Here is a 16,170-nt window from a genome sequence, read left to right on the forward strand (position 1 = left end):
GAGTCTGACCGTGTTGTCGTCATTAAAAAGAAAGCTCTACGTGCCGGTGGCTATACTGGCCATTGTGGCCACCATTGCCCTGATTACCTCATTTTATGTGATTTCGGTGTTAGGCAATGCCCAATCCTCAGTGGAAGCCATTGAGCGCTACGCGGCAAAAGCCCGGCAAACGCAGTTCATGCTGGTGAATTATTTTGATGGGGAAGTGAGCGTTGCCGCGCTCACTGATGCGGTAAATGAACTTAAAAATATTCCCGACTCGCTGGCTTCTCATGTGCGGGCCAGTGAGTTTTCCGGCATGGCTAATCGGATAACGCAGGCTGGCGATCACCGTAAACAAATGCAGCAGTTGGAAGCGCAGTTACTCGCCGCCACTGACAGCTCCATTAATGAGTCCAATTCGTTCTTAACGTACGTTGCGAGAAAATTGTTGAAAGACCCGGTAGCGGTGCCTGAAGGGGAAGTCCGCACTATCATTGGTGCCACCAATAACACCGACACCAACTATCGTATCCAACGCCTGTTTTTACGCATGATAAACGACAGTAGCCTGGTACCGGAGGTGCGGGAATATATCAGTACCGCCATCGAAAATACCCGCAAAGACCTCATTGCGCTCACCGGCACGCCGGTTGAAAACGCGGCGCGGCGTGGTCTTGAACTCAATATTCAGGCCCAGGAAATTAGCGAGCAATACATTGACCATGCTGCCCGGCTGAGTGAGCTGAGAAAAGCACTGTTGAGTGACTTTTCAAACTTTATTACCCGCCTGGGCAACGTTCAGACCAGTCAGATTGATGGGAGCTTTTCTGATGTGCGTGGTGCCATCATCATGCTTTCCACACTGACTATCATTGGTATTGTGCTGGTGGTCCTTATTAACCTGGCGGCCGGGCGCAGTATTACCCAGAGTCTGGATTTAATCAGTAACCGGGCGGGCAAGCTTGCCGACGCTGGCGGCGACCTGTCAAAGCGTCTGGATGAGAGTGGAGATAGGGAGATCGCGCGACTGGCCCAACAGTTTAATCGTTTTATTGAACATATTCGCGGCATCGTCGGCGAAGTGAAAGAACTGTCTGCAACCACTTCTTCTATGGCCAGCTCTGTGAATACCGGCAATCAGTCGATTGCCCGTGATCTGGACGCGCAGTTAGAACAGGCGGATGGCCTGGCGACTTCTGCTGAAGAAATGCTGGCTTCTATTGAACAGGTTACCCAGCACGCCGGAGGAGCAGCTAAAGAGGCCAGTAACGCACTGGCAGAAACCCGCAACAGCCAGGCATTGCTTAATTCAACCCTGACCAACAGCCAGGCTATGTCCAGTGATGTGGCCAACGCCACCCGTCAAATGGAAAAACTGGCCGGCCTGGCCGAAGAAATAGGCGGCGTGGCCGAGGTGATTAACTCTATTGCCGAGCAAACCAACCTGCTGGCACTGAATGCTGCCATTGAGGCGGCCCGTGCCGGTGAACATGGCCGGGGCTTCTCGGTTGTGGCCGACGAGGTACGCAACCTGGCCACTAAAACGCAGCAGTCGCTGGGTCAGATTCAGGTGTCTATTGACGGGCTTCAGGGCGCCACCGAAATAGCCGTGAAGGCAATGCAAAGTACCCATACCATCAGCGACGAAATGGTTAAGCATACCCAGGAGGCGGCCTCTTCGCTGGCCCAGGTCACGGATATTATTGCCGCGATTGCTGACAATAATCATCAGATAGCCCTCAGTGTGGAAGAGCAAGCCGTGGTAATACGCGGTGTAAACAATGCTGTAGTGGCCATCAGGGATTTATCGGCCAATGCCCAGCAACGCACACAGACTGCGGCGGGGTCGACCGCCAGTATGTCGCAGCAGGCTGAGCAGTTGCGTCTGCTGGTCGCCAACTTTAAAACCGGCTAGCGTACCAATGACAACATGAAACCGGTGGCGTCAGACCCTACCTGGCGTGGTCGGGATTTAGTGCATGCCGAATCCGGCCAGGCATTTGTAATCCATCTGTAAAGATCGTTCTTTTTTGTGAGATGTTATCGGCCATATTACGCAATAATCATTCATTAAATTAGGATTTAAAATACCGTTATTAATTACTCGTAACGGAGAACCTTATTGATGAAACACGTATTACTTATTCTTTGCCTGACCCTGCTGCCTTCGCTGGGTGTGGCTGGTAATCCTGGCTACTCTGTAGACTATATCCGCGGTGAGGGGGATGTCGAAGGAATTAAGCTTGCCGCTCGTTACAACGCCGGACCACTCTCTTATATCAGCGACGATATCCTGCTGTACTGGGAAGCCAGCGTGAATTTCTGGGAATACGGGGCGGAAGATAACCACGATACTGATTTTGTGCTGGCGGTCTCGCCGGTTCTGGTAAAGCAAGTCGGAACAATCAAACAAGCTCCTCTGTTTCTGGAAGCCGGTATTGGCGTTTCACTAATAGAAGACACCTATTTTGCGGGTAAAGATGTTAGTACTCACTATCAGTTTGAAGTTCGTCTTGGTTTGATGATGCAGTTTGGAAACAATAACCAGCATCATGTTGCCGTGCGTTATTTCCATTACTCGAATGCCGGCTTCAAAAAACCCAACCCCGGACTCGATTTTATTGCCCTGTCTTACCAGCGGGAATTTTAGCTGCAAGGCTTAATGGCTGATTAAGCGAGCTTTAGCTTCATTTTGACTGAGGGCTTTCGCTTCAACCTGTTCCATGGTTTGTTGATTGCGATAGGTCGAGTATGCCAGAAAAACGGTTAACGAAACCAATCCAATGAGGGTAAAAATACGCAGGCTGCGGGCGTTACTCATAGCGAAAATATCCTTATTTTGACGATGTCTTCTGGTTAATTTATAGCCATGGATGCTCACAATGTAAAGCCCGTCAGGGTGTGCAGAATTATCATTGGGTATATAAACCCGGGCAACTGCATGGTCGCCCGGTCAAAATGACCTAGAGCGTAAACCGGTTTACCTGATCAGTGAGCTCAGCAGCCAGTGAGTCCAGTTGATCACTTACCGCTACCATCTGTCTGGCCGCCTGCAAGTTGTCGTCGCTGTTGGTACTGATTTGCTGGATATTCTGGTTGATATCTTCAATCACCTGAGTCTGCTCCTCGGTTGCCGTGGCCACCTGCATATTGACATCATTAATATGCTGGATCCCGGAGGCGATAGACGTTAGCAGTGTTTCAAGGTTTTGCGCTGCACTTACTACTTCTTCGGTCTGACCGCGGCTGTCACGCATTTTTACCAGGGCCTGATCGGAGTCATGCTTAAACTTATCAATCTTGCTCTGGATCTCATCGGTGGATTGAGCTGCACGCGATGCCAGGCTGCGAACTTCATCGGCAACGACCGAGAAGCCCCGGCCATGATCGCCGGCTCTGGCCGCTTCGATGGCTGCGTTCAGTGCCAGTAAGTTAGTTTGTTCTGAAATGCCGCGAATGGTATCCAGAATGCCAATAATGTCGGCGGTGTGAGAATCCAGCGATTCGATTACGGCCGTCACTTCTGATACCTGCCTGGCTAGCTGATTTATATTGGCCACCGCTCTGGCGGTGGTGTCCAGTCCGTTAGTTGACGTTGACGAACACTCCTGCGCATCGGCAGCAGCAGCCTGAGCGGACGAAGCAATATCATTCACCGTATGACTCATTTGTGTAAGCGCGGTGGCGACCTGAATAGTGCGGTCGCGCTGCTCTTCGCTATTTGCCTGTGTGGTTTTTGACTGGTTGGCCACCTCAAAAGCAGACTGACGCAGATTAGAACTGGTATCGGTCACCCGGGAAATAATGTCATGCAAGCTGGCAATGAAACGGTTGAAACCATCTACCAACTGACGCGTTTCCCGCTGTTCCGGCAGGGGAATTCGTTTGGTCAGATCGCCGTGGCCGTCGCCGAGTTGTTTAAACACTGCCGCGAGGTTTTCAATGGGTTTACTGATGGTGCCGGCCAGCCATACGCCAAGCAGGGCAAAACCGGCGGCAATCACCAGCGACCAGAAAATCATACTGAGACTGGCATTGTCCATTTGCGAGTACAGTTCATTTTCGGGCACCTGAGCTACAACATACCAGCCGGCGCTTTTTACGTAGGTACTGGCATAGAGCATCTCTTCACCGCGGGCCAGATTGAACGCTTGTTGTTGAAGTAACTGACTGGCAGTCTGCTGAGAGGTGACGTCGCGCAAATGCGATTTACCTAACAAGCCGGTATTGGAGTGCGCAATGATGGTGCCCTCACCATCTGTCATATAAATAAAACCGCTCTGGGCAATTTTAACGCTGTTTAATACATCAACCAGTTCATCCACAGACTTTGCAACGCCCGACATGCCGCGGCCATTGGTTTGCTGATAGTTGGCAAACAAACGATAACCCTGCCCGGGCTCGTTATACAAACTGAGCGAGGTTTCCTGACCACTGCTCTTGTAAGCGAAGAACCAGCCGTCGTACTGATCGTTTTTGAGAACCCGTAAAAAGCCGTCCTGATTCCAGTATTTATGGGTTTCACGGTCAACGAAAGAGGTAACAGTGAGGTCGTTAAAGCGTGCTATTTCGCCAAGGTACGCCACCAGACGTGACTCTCCCTGTCGGTCGGCACCGGCCGCCGACCAGGCAATAACGTCCGGATTATTGGCAATACTGAAAGCCACCGACTTCATCAGCGTGACCTCTTTATCTACCCGGTTGGCCACCTGCTTTACCATATTAGGTAACTGCGCGGTTTCCATATTGGTTTCCATCATATCCCGGGCGATGAATTGTTGAACTGTGCCCACCAGCAATGTCGAAGCGAGCACTGCGATGATCAGAATAGTAATGAGCTTTTGTTTAATACTAAGTGAGCTAAAGCGCATAGTAAGTACCTGGAAACCTTATAATTATTATTAAGCGGGACTGCGCACAGCGGCGTATACAGGGGCAATACCGAGTGTGCCGATGCCGTGGCGCTGTAATAAATGTATTAGGTTGCAAGAGGTCGTACAAGTTGAAATTAGGCTGGTAACACAATTACTGGTTTTTGTTATCTTTTTGTTTACAAGTGAAGGGGCGGCCGGCGCCATGAAAAAAGGCCACTCAGAGGTGGCCTTAGGTAGTCTGATGTATCAAATTAGAAGTGATCGGCATGGAAACGCAGGTGATCACCAATAAATGAAGCAATAAAGTAATAGCTGTGGTCATAACCGTCATGCTGGCGCAGCGTCAGCGGGTACTGGTTTGCTTCAGCAGCCTGTTGCAGCGCTTCAGGCTTGAGTTGTTCAGCCAGGAAATTATCATCCAGCCCCTGATCGACCAGCATCGGCGTTTGCGCTTTACTGGCATTGATCAGACACACGGTATCGTGAGCTTCCCAGGCTGACTTATCGTCACCCAGATAAGCGGTAAAAGCTTTCTGGCCCCAGGGGCAGTTAACCGGATTGGTGATCGGGCTGAAGGCTGACGCCGAAGTAAACATACCCGGGTTTTTCAGCGCGATGCTCAGCGCACCGTGACCGCCCATTGAATGGCCAGCAATGGCACGTTTATCAGAAACCGGGAAGTTTTCTTCGATGATGGCAGGCAGCTCTTTTACTACATAGTCGTACATGTGGTAGTGGGTAGCCCAGGGCGATTGGGTGGCGTTGACGTAAAAACCGGCCCCTTTACCCAGATCGTAGTTGTCATCGTCGGCCACATCATCACCTCTTGGTGAGGTGTCTGGTGCCACAATGGCTACGCCTAACTCAGCGGCCACGCGTTGCGCGCCAGCTTTTTGCATAAAGTTTTCGTCGGTACAGGTCAGGCCGGACAACCAGTAAAGGACCGGAACCTTAGTGCCATTGCTGCATTGTGGCGGCAAATATATCGCAAATCGCATGGTGCAGCGATTCACCTCAGAGCGATGAGTGTACTGCTTATGCCAGCCACCAAAGCTTTTATTACAACTGATATTTTCTATTGTCATGATGTCTTCCGATGTGCAATGAAAAAACTACCCCGCCACCCTAATGTGGGTCATGGTGCTGGTGGCGGGAGCAGTGATTAACCGTTGTAATGAATTACACTGCGGATACTTTTGCCTTCGTGCATTAAGTCGAACGCTTCGTTAATGTCTTCCAGACCCATAGTATGAGTAATGAAGTCATTCAGAGCGAATTTGCCAGCCAGGTAGTCTTCAACAATGCCCGGCAGTTCTGAACGGCCTTTTACGCCACCAAAGGCAGTACCGCGCCATACACGACCGGTAACTAACTGGAATGGACGGGTAGAGATTTCCTGACCAGCACCGGCTACACCTATGATGACCGACTCACCCCAGCCCTTATGGCAACACTCAAGCGCTGAGCGCATTACGTTAACGTTACCAATACACTCAAAAGAGTAATCCACGCCGCCGTCAGTCATTTCTACGATCACTTCCTGAATCGGCTTGTCGTAGTCTTTCGGGTTGATGCAGTCTGTGGCGCCCAGCTTTTTCGCCAGTTCAAACTTAGACTCATTCAGGTCGATACCAATAATGCGCCCGGCTTTTGCCATAGAGGCACCAATGATGGCAGACAAACCAATACCGCCCAGACCAAAGATAGCAACCGTATCGCCTTCCTGTACTTTTGCTGTTTTAGTTACAGCGCCCATACCAGTGGTAACACCACAACCCAGCAAGCACACTTCTTCCAGTGGCGCCGTAGGATTCACTTTGGCCAGAGAAATTTCTGGCAGCACGGTGTACTCAGAAAAGGTAGAGCAACCCATGTAATGGAAAATTTCTTTGCCGTTACAGGTAAAGCGGGTGGTGCCATCTGGCATCAGGCCTTTGCCCTGAGTTTCGCGAACTGCGCTACACAGGTTAGTTTTACCAGACAGGCAGAATTTACACTTGCCGCATTCTGCGGTGTACAGTGGAATAACATGATCGCCCACTTTTAAAGAGGTAACGCCTTCACCTACTGATTCAACAATACCGCCACCTTCGTGACCCAGAATAGACGGGAATACGCCTTCCGGATCGTCACCTGACAGGGTAAACGCATCGGTATGACAAACACCTGTGGCAACAATTTTTATGCGCACTTCACCCGCTTTAGGTGGCGCAACCTGCACTTCTTCAACGCTTAATGGTTTGCCGGCTTCCCAGGCTATCGCTGCTTTACAGGTAATGACATCTGCCATATTTCACAATCCTCTTGGTTTTCTTAACTTGATTTAACTGATTACATTTATTGTAGACCTGATAGAATTAGTAACAATAGCTGATTTATGTAAATAACCTTTACCATATGGTAATAATCGGAGTGGTATGGCGAATTGGGAAGGTATTAACGAATTTGTCGCCGTGGTTGAGGCGCAAAATTTTACGCTGGCGGCAAAGCGGCTGGGGCTCTCTACAGCGCAGGTTTCGCGTCAGGTGGCAAAACTGGAGAACCGGTTAAGTACCAAGCTACTTAACCGTACCACCCGTGTGGTGGCAGTTACAGACTCCGGAGAGACCTTCTACCGCCATTGTAAGCCTATTCTGGAAGAGCTCACCGCGGCAGAGAAAGTGGTTACCGACCTGCAGGCAAAACCTACCGGTAAGTTAAAAATGACCGCGCCGGTGACTTACGGTGAACGCATTATTGCTCCCATAGTGAATGACATTTCAGCGGCGCATCCTGATTTGGAAATTCAGCTTAACCTGACCAATCAGCTGGTCGATTTGATCCATGATGGTTACGATCTCGCGATTCGTCTGGGCGAGCTTGAAGATTCTTCCTATATTGCCCGCCGACTGTCCAGCCGGGCCTGGCATCTGGCGGCTTCTCCTGCTTACCTGGAAAAGCGTGGAACGCCTCACTCGTTGTCTGAATTACCCAATCATCAGTGTATTCTGGGCACCTCAGATAACTGGAAGTTCAGCCGTAATGGCAAGCAAGAAAATGTCAGGGTAAAACCGCGCTTACGCTGTAACAGCGGTGTGGCGCTAATAGATGCCGCGCTTAAAGATCTCGGTATTATTCAGTTGCCCGATTATTACATCCGGCCATGCCTGGCATCGGGAGAACTTATCGAGTTGTTGCCCAACCTGCAAATTGCTCACGAGGGCATTTGGGCGGTGTATCCGCCTACCCGCCATTTATCACCTAAAATTCGCATGGTCATTGATAGCTTAGTCGCTGGCATTCAAAAACTGTAATGATAATTATTATTATTTGCATCTAGTTGATTATCCGGTTACATTAATGGCGTACGTAGTTTTAATAGTGTGTCTCTTAACTCTATTAGAATCCTTTTAGCAGGCCCTCATCCACTGGCCTGCTTTTTTTTTTGCTGTTAATAAATCAACCAAAAAAGGCCTAAAGTAGGAGATCATCCCGGCTAAAATTGGCTTAGGCTTAGTTGAACAGGTTTATTAAACAGGTGAACTATGCGAGCGGTTGTTTTTGCTTTGGGCGTTCTGAGTATGGCCAGCGTGCATCAGGCCCGGGCCGATGTTGAGTTGACAGACGATTTCGTCAGTGCCCAACCCCGGGTACAGCTTTACATGGCCTATGCCGAATATAAAATGGCTAATTATCCCCTGGCCCATGCTATGTGGCAGCAGATTGAAGGCAGCGCTAAAGCCGAAGCGTTGTTTAATCTGGGAATCCTCTACGAGCAGGGCAAAGGCGTAGAGCAAAGCCTGATTGCTGCCCGCGATTATTATTTGCAGGCCGCCGAAGCCGGAAGCCGCGCCGGCGCTTATCAGGTAGGGTTAATGGCGCTGGAACATCCACAATTGGTATCGGCAGAGACAGCGCGGCACTGGTTAATGGTGGCCGCTTTAGATGGTGACGAGGATGCCGGCCGGCTGCTTAAAACGCTTGCTAGTGATGGGCCTGACAGCAGTGATCCCATGCTCAGCGTTAAACGTTTACTTATGCGCGGTGATAATGAGCAAGCTATTGCTCAACTGATTAAACTCAGCGAGCAATCCCCTGCCAATTATGCAGCGATAACTGAACTGGCCTGGCTGTATGAAACCGGCCTGGCGGTGCCTCGCGATCTCAATAAAGCTGCTGAACTCTTCTCGATAGCTGCTGAAGCAGGCAATGCCAGAGCGCAGTATGCTTTGTCGGTGATGTATTCAACCGGTGCAGGCAAGCCGGTGGATCCGGCGTTAAGTATGCAGTGGTTGAAAAAATCTGCCGCGCAGCACTATAAGCCAGCGGTGGCTCAGCTTTCAGCAGAGGCAAAGCCTGAAAACTAACCCCAAATTTTGTTAGTAAGTGTGTCTGACTGACCACGGCTATGCCATTTAGTGGTAGGCTGGTTTGTATCTGTAGCGAGTATGGTATTAAAGATGGAGAAGCTTTTTCTCGGTATAAAAGGTCAGTTGGTTTGCCTCGATAAGGCTTCGGGCAATAAGCTCTGGGCCACCAAACTGAAATCCACCTCTGGTGTCACTAACCTGTTATTTGAAGATGACAAAGTGTTTGCCTATTCAGGTGGGCATTTATTCTGCGTTGCGGCCAAAGATGGCAAGGTGTTGTGGGAAAACAAACTTGATGGTCTGGGCTACGGCCCGTGTATCATTGCCAGCGAAAACCAGAATGCCTCGCTAATTGCCGATCAGCTTCAGGCTCAGCAGTCTTCTGCGGCCACAGCCGGAGTCATTGCGGCAACGGCGGGGGCGTCGTCGGCTAATGGAGCGGATTAGTCTGTCCTGGAAAAGCTCTTCAATAGTGGTTAATTTTACCTTTACTTGACCACTGAAGAGGTAAAGTCTGCGGCCTTAATAATCAGGAATACGTTAAGGAATCGCATGCTAAAAAGAAGAGTAAAACGGCTATCATCCTCTCTGATTGCTGCCCTGGTGCTGGCATTGCCTGCCGCCCATGGCACGGCAGATACCTTTAGTGCCGGCGGTGGCTGGCCATTCATTCTGGCGCCTACTGTCACCCTTAAACAGGGCAACAATATAGAGTATTACGCTAATTATAAACTCGGCCTCGACGACGGTTTTACAGCTGGCGTGCAGTGGGCCGAAGGCCATCATGTGTGGGGCGGTTTTGTTGGTGCTGTTGGTGCACGTAAAACCGATTTACCCTGCGGTTCAGATCCCGTCAATTGTCCCGCTTTTAATATTGTTATCACCGACAGAAAAACTACCCAGGGGCTAGGCTTGTCTTATGAGTACCGTTTCTTTGGCGCCAAAGAAGGCTGGGCGTTAAGGCTGGAAGCCGGGTATGGCAAGGCATCCGGTACCAATGCAAAGCGCATGGATGGCAATTTACAGGTTGTATATCACTTTTAGGAGGACGGAAGACTGTTGAGGTAATCGGTTGCCTCCTGGACTCCGGCTTCGCTCGCTTTTGTAAGCCAGGCTACGCCGGTCGCACGGTCGGCAGGGGTACCCTTACCTTCTATTAGTGCAACACCATAATGATATTGAGCCAATGAGGAATAGCCCGCTTCATCATTAGTCATGGCGCCGCGCTTGAGCAGCGCTGTAGCCTTTTGCTCATCTCTGGGAACGCCAACACCGGTATCATATATTTGCGCCAGCCAGATCATTGAATAAACACTGTTAAAGCGTTCAATGCAGTCCTCAAAAATCGCAATGGCCGCATCGTGATCGCCCACCTTTTCTGCGGCATAACCATACAAACATTTAATCGGCTTAGTGCTGGCTATAAAGGATTCGTAACTTAACTCACTGGTGTTCCCGCTGCCATCTTCGTGCTGTGCAGAAACCGGGCGAATAGCGAATAACAGGCTAATAGCTGCAATGACTAAAGAAATGTTTTTCATGGTGACTCCCGGCGGTTAGCTAGCTTCACTTTAAATGACTGGTGGAGGGATGAAAATGGTGCTTTGGGCGGAAAAAACTAAGTCGGTGAGATCAATAAGATAAATTGGACGACGAGGCACATAACAAGATCATTTAAATTGCAAATGTTATGATATAACATAATTTTTATAGCTATTTAATTCCTCAATCTACTTTCATTTCCGGATTTATTACCATGCCTGACGCCGTTATCAGCGCATCAAACTTATGCGTTGATGTGCAAACAAAGAAAATTCTAAAAAATGTTTCCTTTAATGCTAACAGGGGAGAGGTGCTTGCCTTACTCGGCGGAAACGGGGCTGGTAAATCGACTACGATTAAGACCTTTCTGGGATTAATAAAGCCAACTTCAGGCTCGGTGTGGCTGGATGGCGTGGATGTGCAAAAAGCCCCTGATATTGTTCGTCAGAAGGTGGCCTAATTACCGGAATCGGTCATGTTATACGGGCATTTAACCGCGATTGAAAATATCCAGTACTTTTTATCTTTGTCGGGTAAAGACAAGTCAGAAACAGAGATTGTTGCCGCCCTTCAACGAGTAGCATTGCAAGAGTCAGCCTGGCGCGCCGCACTGAGTGGTTACTCTAAAGGCATGCGGCAAAAAACAGCAATCGCTTTAGCACTGCTGCGTGAAGCCCCTATTCTTTTTCTGGATGAGCCCACGTCCGGGCTAGAGCCGGTAGCTATTGATGAGTTTAACCGCCTGGTAAGTCAACTGGCTGCACAGGGTGCCACCATTTTAATGGTTACTCACGACGTGTACGGGGCCTGCCATGTAGCTAATCGCATTGGTTTGCTTCGGGACGGTGAGATTGTAGGCATGTTTGATGCCCCTGAGCAGGGAAATATTGATTCAGAAGCGGTGCATAAAGCCTTTACTCAGGGAGTCGTTGCATGAGTAGCACTGTCTTTACCATCGCCAGGGATGAATGGCGTTACTGGCGGCGTTCTAGCCTGGCGCAAACCGTGTTGATTATTGCGTTGCTTCTTGCCGCCGCGTCGGTCTGGGTAACGCATGCGGCCATTAGCCATACCACTGAACAGCGTCAGCACATGCAGTCAGAATCGATTACGGCATTTGAAGAGCAGCCCGATCGTCATCCTCACCGAATGGTGCATTATGGTCATTACCTGTTTCGTGCTCCTCCGCCACTACTGTTAATTGTTCTGGGATTTGGGGTGATGACCCGGGAGCGGGAAGCCGGCACGCTGGATTTTCTTAAAGTACAGGGCGTATCGCCACTGGTTTTACTCGCCGGTAAAGGTGTTGCAATGGCAGGGGCTGGTTTGCTGGTGCTTACCCCGTTAATTATCGGTGCCTTGCTTACTGTGTTAAACGGTGCCCAGGTAGTGCCGGTACTGACCTTTATTTTGAGTTACCTGATTTACATTGTGGTGTGGTGCGCGCTGGTGTTGTTGATATCAACTTTGGCTCGTTCTAACAGCGTTAGCTTCAGTGGTCTGGTGGCGGTATGGATCCTACTGTGCCTTGTAGTACCGAGGATCGCGAGTAACACAGCAAGCGTAATGGTTGCCTCGCCAGGTAAGTTGGAAACGGATTTTGCGGTGCTAAAGAAACTGCGTCAGATGGGGGATGGGCATAATGCTAACGATCCGGCGTTTAAAGCTTTTAAAGATAATTTGCTAGCGCAATACAACGTAGACTCTGTGGAGGATCTACCGATTAATTTCAGAGGCGTAGTGGCGCAAAAATCTGAAGCGGATTTAACCGAAGTGTTAAATGAATTTGCTGAACAGCAAATGGCGCAACAGCTATCACAGGCAGTTATTGCCAGAATGTTTGGCTGGCTATCTCCGATGATAGCTATTCAAAATGCGTCGATGAAGCTTGCTGGCACGGACCTGGAAAACTATCAGCGGTTTATGCGCGAGGCCGAAGCTGTACGTTTTGAATTTGTGCAGTCTCTGAATAAGCTTCATGCCGAGGGCATGAGCCTTGAGCAGGATGCTAATAAATATAAAAATGCAGAGGCTAGAAAAGCCGCTACCGTGGACGCTGAAAACTGGCAGATGCTGGAAGAATTTCAATTTACGCCGTTGCCAGCCGGACAACGTTTTTCTAATAGCCTGACAGCCGTACTGCAATTGCTTTTTGCTGCCGGATTAGTGCTGGGTTTCACTTATATAGCAGGTAGACGAGTATGAGTTGGTCAGATATCCGTCGTGAAACCGCGTTTGTTTTACGCAAAAAAAGTGTGTCTCTACTGTTAGTGGCTGCCTGCGCAATGGCTCTCTTTTCGGTCTGGACGGGCAGTGTTGAGGTGGCGCAACAAGAAGCCACTATTGAGCGTTTACTGGAGGGGGATAAAGCGGATCGGGAAGAGGTAACCCATGAGCATCACGCTTATGGCTATATTGCCTATTACACCTTTCACCTGACGTATGCGCCGCCCTCGCCACTGGCCTTTGCAGCATTGGGAGTGCGGGATGTGTATCCCTGGAAACACCGTATCCGAATGTTGGCTCTGGAAGGACAGATTCACGAGTCAGACACGCAAAACCCTGAACTGTCACTAGCCGGCAAAATTGATTTTACCTTTGTTATTGCTGTGTTTGCACCGCTCATTCTGATATTACTACTACACGATCTTCGGGCGGCTGAGCGTGCGGCTGGCCGTCATGACTTTTTGATTGTTACGGCCAGAACGCATAGCAGCTTATGGCCATTACGTGCCGGATTAATTGTGCTGGGGCTGTGGCTGGCCCTCATCCTGCCGTTCATTGGCGGCGCCGTAATCAACGGGGTACCAATCTGGCAAATGGCAGCGGTGTGCGCCGTAGTGCTGGTTTACTTACTATTCTGGTCGTTGCTGTGTTACTGGGTTGCGCGTTTTACCTTTCCCGCTCCGGTGTTGGCATCGCTACTGTTGGGGATTTGGTTAGCGACGACTTATATCATACCGTCGGTTGGCAACGTGGCTATCGAGGAGGCTTATCATGGGCCTGAGGGCGGCGATATCCTGATGACCCAGCGTGAAGCGGTAAATGATGCCTGGGACCTGCCACACCAGACGACCATGGATGCGTTTGTTGTATCTCACCCCGAGTGGCAAGGCAAAACTGAAACCAGCAGTCTGTTTGAATGGAAGTGGTATTACGCCTTTCAGCAAGTGGGCGATGAAAAAGCCCGGCCACTCTCCCAGGCTTATCAGCAAATTGCTGAACAACGCTATGAAGCGGCGGGATGGATAGCACTACTGTCGCCAGCAACGCTGTTTAAAAGAACCCTAACACGCTGGGCTGATACGGATGCAAAAGCTGCATGGCAATACGAACGCGATATCCGCACTTTCCATGCTGAATTACGAGAGTTTTATTACCCCTTCCTGTTTAACGGCAGTGAGTACAGTGAGGAGTCGTTAGCAGAAAGGCCTGCTTTTCAACCCAACAATACCAATAAATATCCAGGAATCTTTCATTGATAACCCGGCAAGCCGACTTTTACATCTGGCAGTGTTAGCAGGACTTTGCGCGACAGTGGCTGCGCAAACGAGAGATTCAGGCAGTGATGATCCCGAATCTATCTCGGTGGTAAAACAGCGTCGTGCTTATGGCGGTTATGCCCCTTTAAAAGAGCTACCTTTAGCTGGCTCCAGTGCGATGGAGCAAGTTTATGCGGGCAGCGAAACGCTGCTCGTATAGTTTCAGTTGCTTACAGCCAACCCTTCTGTCGCGCAATTCGGGCCGCTTCAATACGATTGCTGGCATTCAGTTTACTGGAGGCACTGGATAAATAGTTGCGCACCGTACCCGGCGACAAATGCATTTCATTGGCGATTTGTTCAGTTTGATAACCATCTGCAGCCAGTTTAAGCGCTTTGCGCTCTTTGTCGCTTAACGGGTCGGCCTCTTCCCAGGCATCTATAATAAGCTCTGGCGCAATCATTTTGCGGCCCTGCATTACACGGCGAATGGCATTGGCCAGATCGTCACTGGGAGCGTCTTTAAGTAAATAGCCTTTTACACCGTATTCCATGGCACGTCGTAAGTACCCTGAACGGGCAAAAGTGGTAAGTATAATGACTTTACAGGCCAGAGATTGCTGTTGAATTTGCTGAGCTAATTCCAACCCTGTCATCTGGGGCATTTCAATGTCGGTTAGTACCATGTCGGGGTTAAGTTCGCTGATAAGTTGCAAGGCCTGTTTACCGTTGCTGGCTTTGCCTACGACCTGCATGTCCGGCTCTAAATCTAACAGCGCAGACAATGCGCCTAGCAGCATTCCCTGGTCTTCGGCAATCAGAATATTAATGGTTGTATTCATAGTGGCACCGTTACGGTTATGCTAAATCCTTGTGTATGATCAAGCGACAACTCGCCGCCCAGTTGAGCGACGCGCTCGCGCATACCTTTTAGCCCATTTCCTTCAGGGCCGGCTTTGCTACTGCCATTATCGGCAATAGTAAGTTTGAGCTGCCTGGCTGCTTCGCTCAGTGTTATCTGGCAGCGGGTTGCGTTGGCGTGCTTTACCAGATTGGTAACTGCCTCGCGGACAATAAAGCCGAGTGTGCTGTCTATATTAGCAGGCAAGGGGGTCTCAGGAATATGGTAATGAAAGTCAACCTCAATTGAATTGAGCAGGGTTTTGGCGTTGGCTAATTCTGTGGCCATATCTTTCCGGCGATATCCGGTAACAGCTTCCCGTACTTCTGCTAAAGCACTGCGACTGATCTGTTCGAGTTCGGCAATTTCCTGACGGGCTTTGTCGGTATCATGATCAAACAGTTTTTGCGCCAACTGGGCCTTCATGGTAAGCATGGAGAAGGTGTGACCAATCAAATCATGTAGGTCCCGGGCAATCCGCTCGCGTTCGGCCGTAGTAGCGAGACGCTTGACCTCTTCCTGGCTGAGTTTTAGCAGCGTATTCTTCTTCGCCATTTCACGTTGAAAAACATTGACGCCGCCAATCATGATAGAGAAAGTCAGTGCCGGCACGTAAAAGTAAGCCGGTAAGTCGCGCAGCCAGGCTAGTAACACAATGTAAACCAGTATGAGCGCTATGGTGGCAAGGCTCTGTTTTGGTTGCCCCACGTGTGCCGCAAATGCACTGGCGTACACAAAAAATACGCCGGCTCCCGGATTAACCAGGGTGAGTACCGTGCCTATTACACAGATGGCGGCAATGTAAAACAGGGTGTGAGTACCAGATGTCCAGTAAGCACGAAAATAACAGATAAGGAAAAACAGTATACCTGTTGCCGACAGCCACACATGCCATTCCGGAGGATCGTAAAACACAAAGTGAACAAAAAAAGTGCCCAGGTAGACCAGCCATAGGTAGGGCAAAACGCCAACGTCGGTGTTGGCTGGCAACAAGCGGCGATGTACCGTTGTGGCCAGCTTTTTAAGGTGGTTAATCATGT

At 49.8% G+C, this 16,170-nt stretch carries 16 protein-coding genes and 1 pseudogene; 10 read left to right on the forward strand and 7 right to left on the reverse strand.

The window, feature by feature from the left end:
• Positions 1-10: 10 nt before the first annotated feature.
• Together AC27IB_RS13180 and AC27IB_RS13185 are read left to right on the forward strand one after the other, a co-directional pair.
• A complete protein-coding gene (locus AC27IB_RS13180) occupies positions 11-1,897 on the forward strand; it encodes a methyl-accepting chemotaxis protein (protein ID WP_487121421.1) in 1,887 nt (628 codons plus the stop codon).
• A 210-nt stretch (positions 1,898-2,107) separates the two neighbouring features.
• Positions 2,108-2,632, forward strand: a complete 525-nt coding sequence (locus AC27IB_RS13185; RefSeq protein ID WP_487121423.1) for an acyloxyacyl hydrolase — start codon at positions 2,108-2,110, stop codon at positions 2,630-2,632.
• Between the two features lie 9 nt (positions 2,633-2,641).
• Here AC27IB_RS13185 and AC27IB_RS13190 read toward each other — a convergent pair whose 3' ends face one another.
• The 4 genes from AC27IB_RS13190 to AC27IB_RS13205 all read right to left on the reverse strand — a co-directional run bounded on the left by AC27IB_RS13190 (position 2,642) and on the right by AC27IB_RS13205 (position 7,146).
• Positions 2,642-2,803, reverse strand: coding sequence for a hypothetical protein (locus tag AC27IB_RS13190; protein ID WP_487121425.1), 162 nt, complete (start codon positions 2,801-2,803; stop codon positions 2,642-2,644).
• Positions 2,804-2,945: 142 nt separating this feature from the next.
• The gene (locus AC27IB_RS13195; RefSeq protein ID WP_487121427.1) at positions 2,946-4,853 is read right to left on the reverse strand and encodes a methyl-accepting chemotaxis protein; all 1,908 of its coding nucleotides are present in this window, start codon (positions 4,851-4,853) and stop codon (positions 2,946-2,948) included.
• A gap of 254 nt (positions 4,854-5,107) precedes the next feature.
• Positions 5,108-5,941 carry an S-formylglutathione hydrolase gene (gene fghA / locus AC27IB_RS13200; RefSeq protein WP_296053577.1) on the reverse strand — a complete coding sequence of 278 codons (834 nt, stop codon included), beginning with the start codon at positions 5,939-5,941 and terminating at the stop codon, positions 5,108-5,110.
• 77 nt (positions 5,942-6,018) lie between these two features.
• Entirely contained in the window at positions 6,019-7,146 is a 1,128-nt protein-coding gene (locus AC27IB_RS13205) for an S-(hydroxymethyl)glutathione dehydrogenase/class III alcohol dehydrogenase (protein ID WP_487121429.1), read from the reverse strand.
• 127 nt (positions 7,147-7,273) lie between these two features.
• On the opposite strand from AC27IB_RS13205, the gene AC27IB_RS13210 reads away from it, so the two are divergent.
• From AC27IB_RS13210 to AC27IB_RS13225, 4 genes are all read left to right on the forward strand, one after another.
• Complete coding sequence (locus AC27IB_RS13210) at positions 7,274-8,149, forward strand: LysR family transcriptional regulator (protein WP_487121431.1); 876 nt, start codon at positions 7,274-7,276, stop codon at positions 8,147-8,149.
• Positions 8,150-8,380: 231 nt separating this feature from the next.
• On the forward strand, positions 8,381-9,202 hold the full coding sequence (locus AC27IB_RS13215; protein WP_487121433.1) for a tetratricopeptide repeat protein: 822 nt from the start codon (positions 8,381-8,383) through the stop codon (positions 9,200-9,202).
• A 93-nt stretch (positions 9,203-9,295) separates the two neighbouring features.
• On the forward strand, positions 9,296-9,652 hold the full coding sequence (locus AC27IB_RS13220; protein WP_296053831.1) for an outer membrane protein assembly factor BamB family protein: 357 nt from the start codon (positions 9,296-9,298) through the stop codon (positions 9,650-9,652).
• A gap of 105 nt (positions 9,653-9,757) precedes the next feature.
• Entirely contained in the window at positions 9,758-10,249 is a 492-nt protein-coding gene (locus AC27IB_RS13225; RefSeq protein WP_487121435.1) for a hypothetical protein, read from the forward strand.
• Here the strand turns inward: AC27IB_RS13225 and AC27IB_RS13230 are convergent.
• Entirely contained in the window at positions 10,246-10,746 is a 501-nt protein-coding gene (locus AC27IB_RS13230; protein ID WP_487121437.1) for a tetratricopeptide repeat protein, read from the reverse strand. The genes AC27IB_RS13225 and AC27IB_RS13230 overlap by 4 nt on opposite strands.
• 215 nt (positions 10,747-10,961) lie before the next feature.
• Between AC27IB_RS13230 and AC27IB_RS13235 the strand changes: the two are divergent.
• The 4 genes and pseudogenes from AC27IB_RS13235 to AC27IB_RS13250 all read left to right on the forward strand — a co-directional run bounded on the left by AC27IB_RS13235 (position 10,962) and on the right by AC27IB_RS13250 (position 14,449).
• Positions 10,962-11,684: pseudogene (locus AC27IB_RS13235) on the forward strand (ABC transporter ATP-binding protein).
• Positions 11,681-12,952 carry an ABC transporter permease gene (locus AC27IB_RS13240; protein WP_487121439.1) on the forward strand — a complete coding sequence of 424 codons (1,272 nt, stop codon included), beginning with the start codon at positions 11,681-11,683 and terminating at the stop codon, positions 12,950-12,952. The pseudogene AC27IB_RS13235 and the gene AC27IB_RS13240 overlap by 4 nt, the downstream one beginning before the upstream one ends.
• Positions 12,949-14,229 carry a DUF3526 domain-containing protein gene (locus AC27IB_RS13245; RefSeq protein ID WP_487121441.1) on the forward strand — a complete coding sequence of 427 codons (1,281 nt, stop codon included), beginning with the start codon at positions 12,949-12,951 and terminating at the stop codon, positions 14,227-14,229. Before AC27IB_RS13240 ends, AC27IB_RS13245 begins: the two co-directional genes overlap by 4 nt.
• Positions 14,230-14,284: 55 nt before the next feature.
• Positions 14,285-14,449, forward strand: a complete 165-nt coding sequence (locus AC27IB_RS13250) for a hypothetical protein (protein WP_487121443.1) — start codon at positions 14,285-14,287, stop codon at positions 14,447-14,449.
• A 10-nt stretch (positions 14,450-14,459) separates the two neighbouring features.
• Here the strand turns inward: AC27IB_RS13250 and AC27IB_RS13255 are convergent, their stop codons facing one another.
• Both AC27IB_RS13255 and AC27IB_RS13260 read right to left on the reverse strand, forming a co-directional pair.
• Positions 14,460-15,071 carry a response regulator transcription factor gene (locus tag AC27IB_RS13255; protein ID WP_296052338.1) on the reverse strand — a complete coding sequence of 204 codons (612 nt, stop codon included), beginning with the start codon at positions 15,069-15,071 and terminating at the stop codon, positions 14,460-14,462.
• Positions 15,068-16,168: a sensor histidine kinase gene (locus AC27IB_RS13260; protein ID WP_487121445.1), complete on the reverse strand. Its 1,101-nt coding sequence runs from the start codon at positions 16,166-16,168 to the stop codon at positions 15,068-15,070. Before AC27IB_RS13260 ends, AC27IB_RS13255 begins: the two co-directional genes overlap by 4 nt.
• Positions 16,169-16,170: the final 2 nt, after the last annotated feature.

This window comes from Alteromonas sp. 4NH20-0104, from assembly GCF_057547795.1.

Excerpts from the sequence above, each read along its gene's own strand:
- AC27IB_RS13185 (WP_487121423.1), top strand. The coding sequence starts at position 2,108 with ATGAAACACGTATTACTTATTCTTTGCCTGACCCTGCTGCCTTCGCTG.
- AC27IB_RS13190 (WP_487121425.1), bottom strand. The coding sequence starts at position 2,803 with ATGAGTAACGCCCGCAGCCTGCGTATTTTTACCCTCATTGGATTGGTT.
- AC27IB_RS13195 (WP_487121427.1), bottom strand. The coding sequence starts at position 4,853 with ATGCGCTTTAGCTCACTTAGTATTAAACAAAAGCTCATTACTATTCTG.
- fghA (WP_296053577.1), bottom strand. The coding sequence starts at position 5,941 with ATGACAATAGAAAATATCAGTTGTAATAAAAGCTTTGGTGGCTGGCAT.
- AC27IB_RS13205 (WP_487121429.1), bottom strand. The coding sequence starts at position 7,146 with ATGGCAGATGTCATTACCTGTAAAGCAGCGATAGCCTGGGAAGCCGGC.
- AC27IB_RS13210 (WP_487121431.1), top strand. The coding sequence starts at position 7,274 with ATGGCGAATTGGGAAGGTATTAACGAATTTGTCGCCGTGGTTGAGGCG.
- AC27IB_RS13215 (WP_487121433.1), top strand. The coding sequence starts at position 8,381 with ATGCGAGCGGTTGTTTTTGCTTTGGGCGTTCTGAGTATGGCCAGCGTG.
- AC27IB_RS13220 (WP_296053831.1), top strand. The coding sequence starts at position 9,296 with ATGGAGAAGCTTTTTCTCGGTATAAAAGGTCAGTTGGTTTGCCTCGAT.
- AC27IB_RS13225 (WP_487121435.1), top strand. The coding sequence starts at position 9,758 with ATGCTAAAAAGAAGAGTAAAACGGCTATCATCCTCTCTGATTGCTGCC.
- AC27IB_RS13230 (WP_487121437.1), bottom strand. The coding sequence starts at position 10,746 with ATGAAAAACATTTCTTTAGTCATTGCAGCTATTAGCCTGTTATTCGCT.
- AC27IB_RS13240 (WP_487121439.1), top strand. The coding sequence starts at position 11,681 with ATGAGTAGCACTGTCTTTACCATCGCCAGGGATGAATGGCGTTACTGG.
- AC27IB_RS13245 (WP_487121441.1), top strand. The coding sequence starts at position 12,949 with ATGAGTTGGTCAGATATCCGTCGTGAAACCGCGTTTGTTTTACGCAAA.
- AC27IB_RS13255 (WP_296052338.1), bottom strand. The coding sequence starts at position 15,071 with ATGAATACAACCATTAATATTCTGATTGCCGAAGACCAGGGAATGCTG.
- AC27IB_RS13260 (WP_487121445.1), bottom strand. The coding sequence starts at position 16,168 with ATGATTAACCACCTTAAAAAGCTGGCCACAACGGTACATCGCCGCTTG.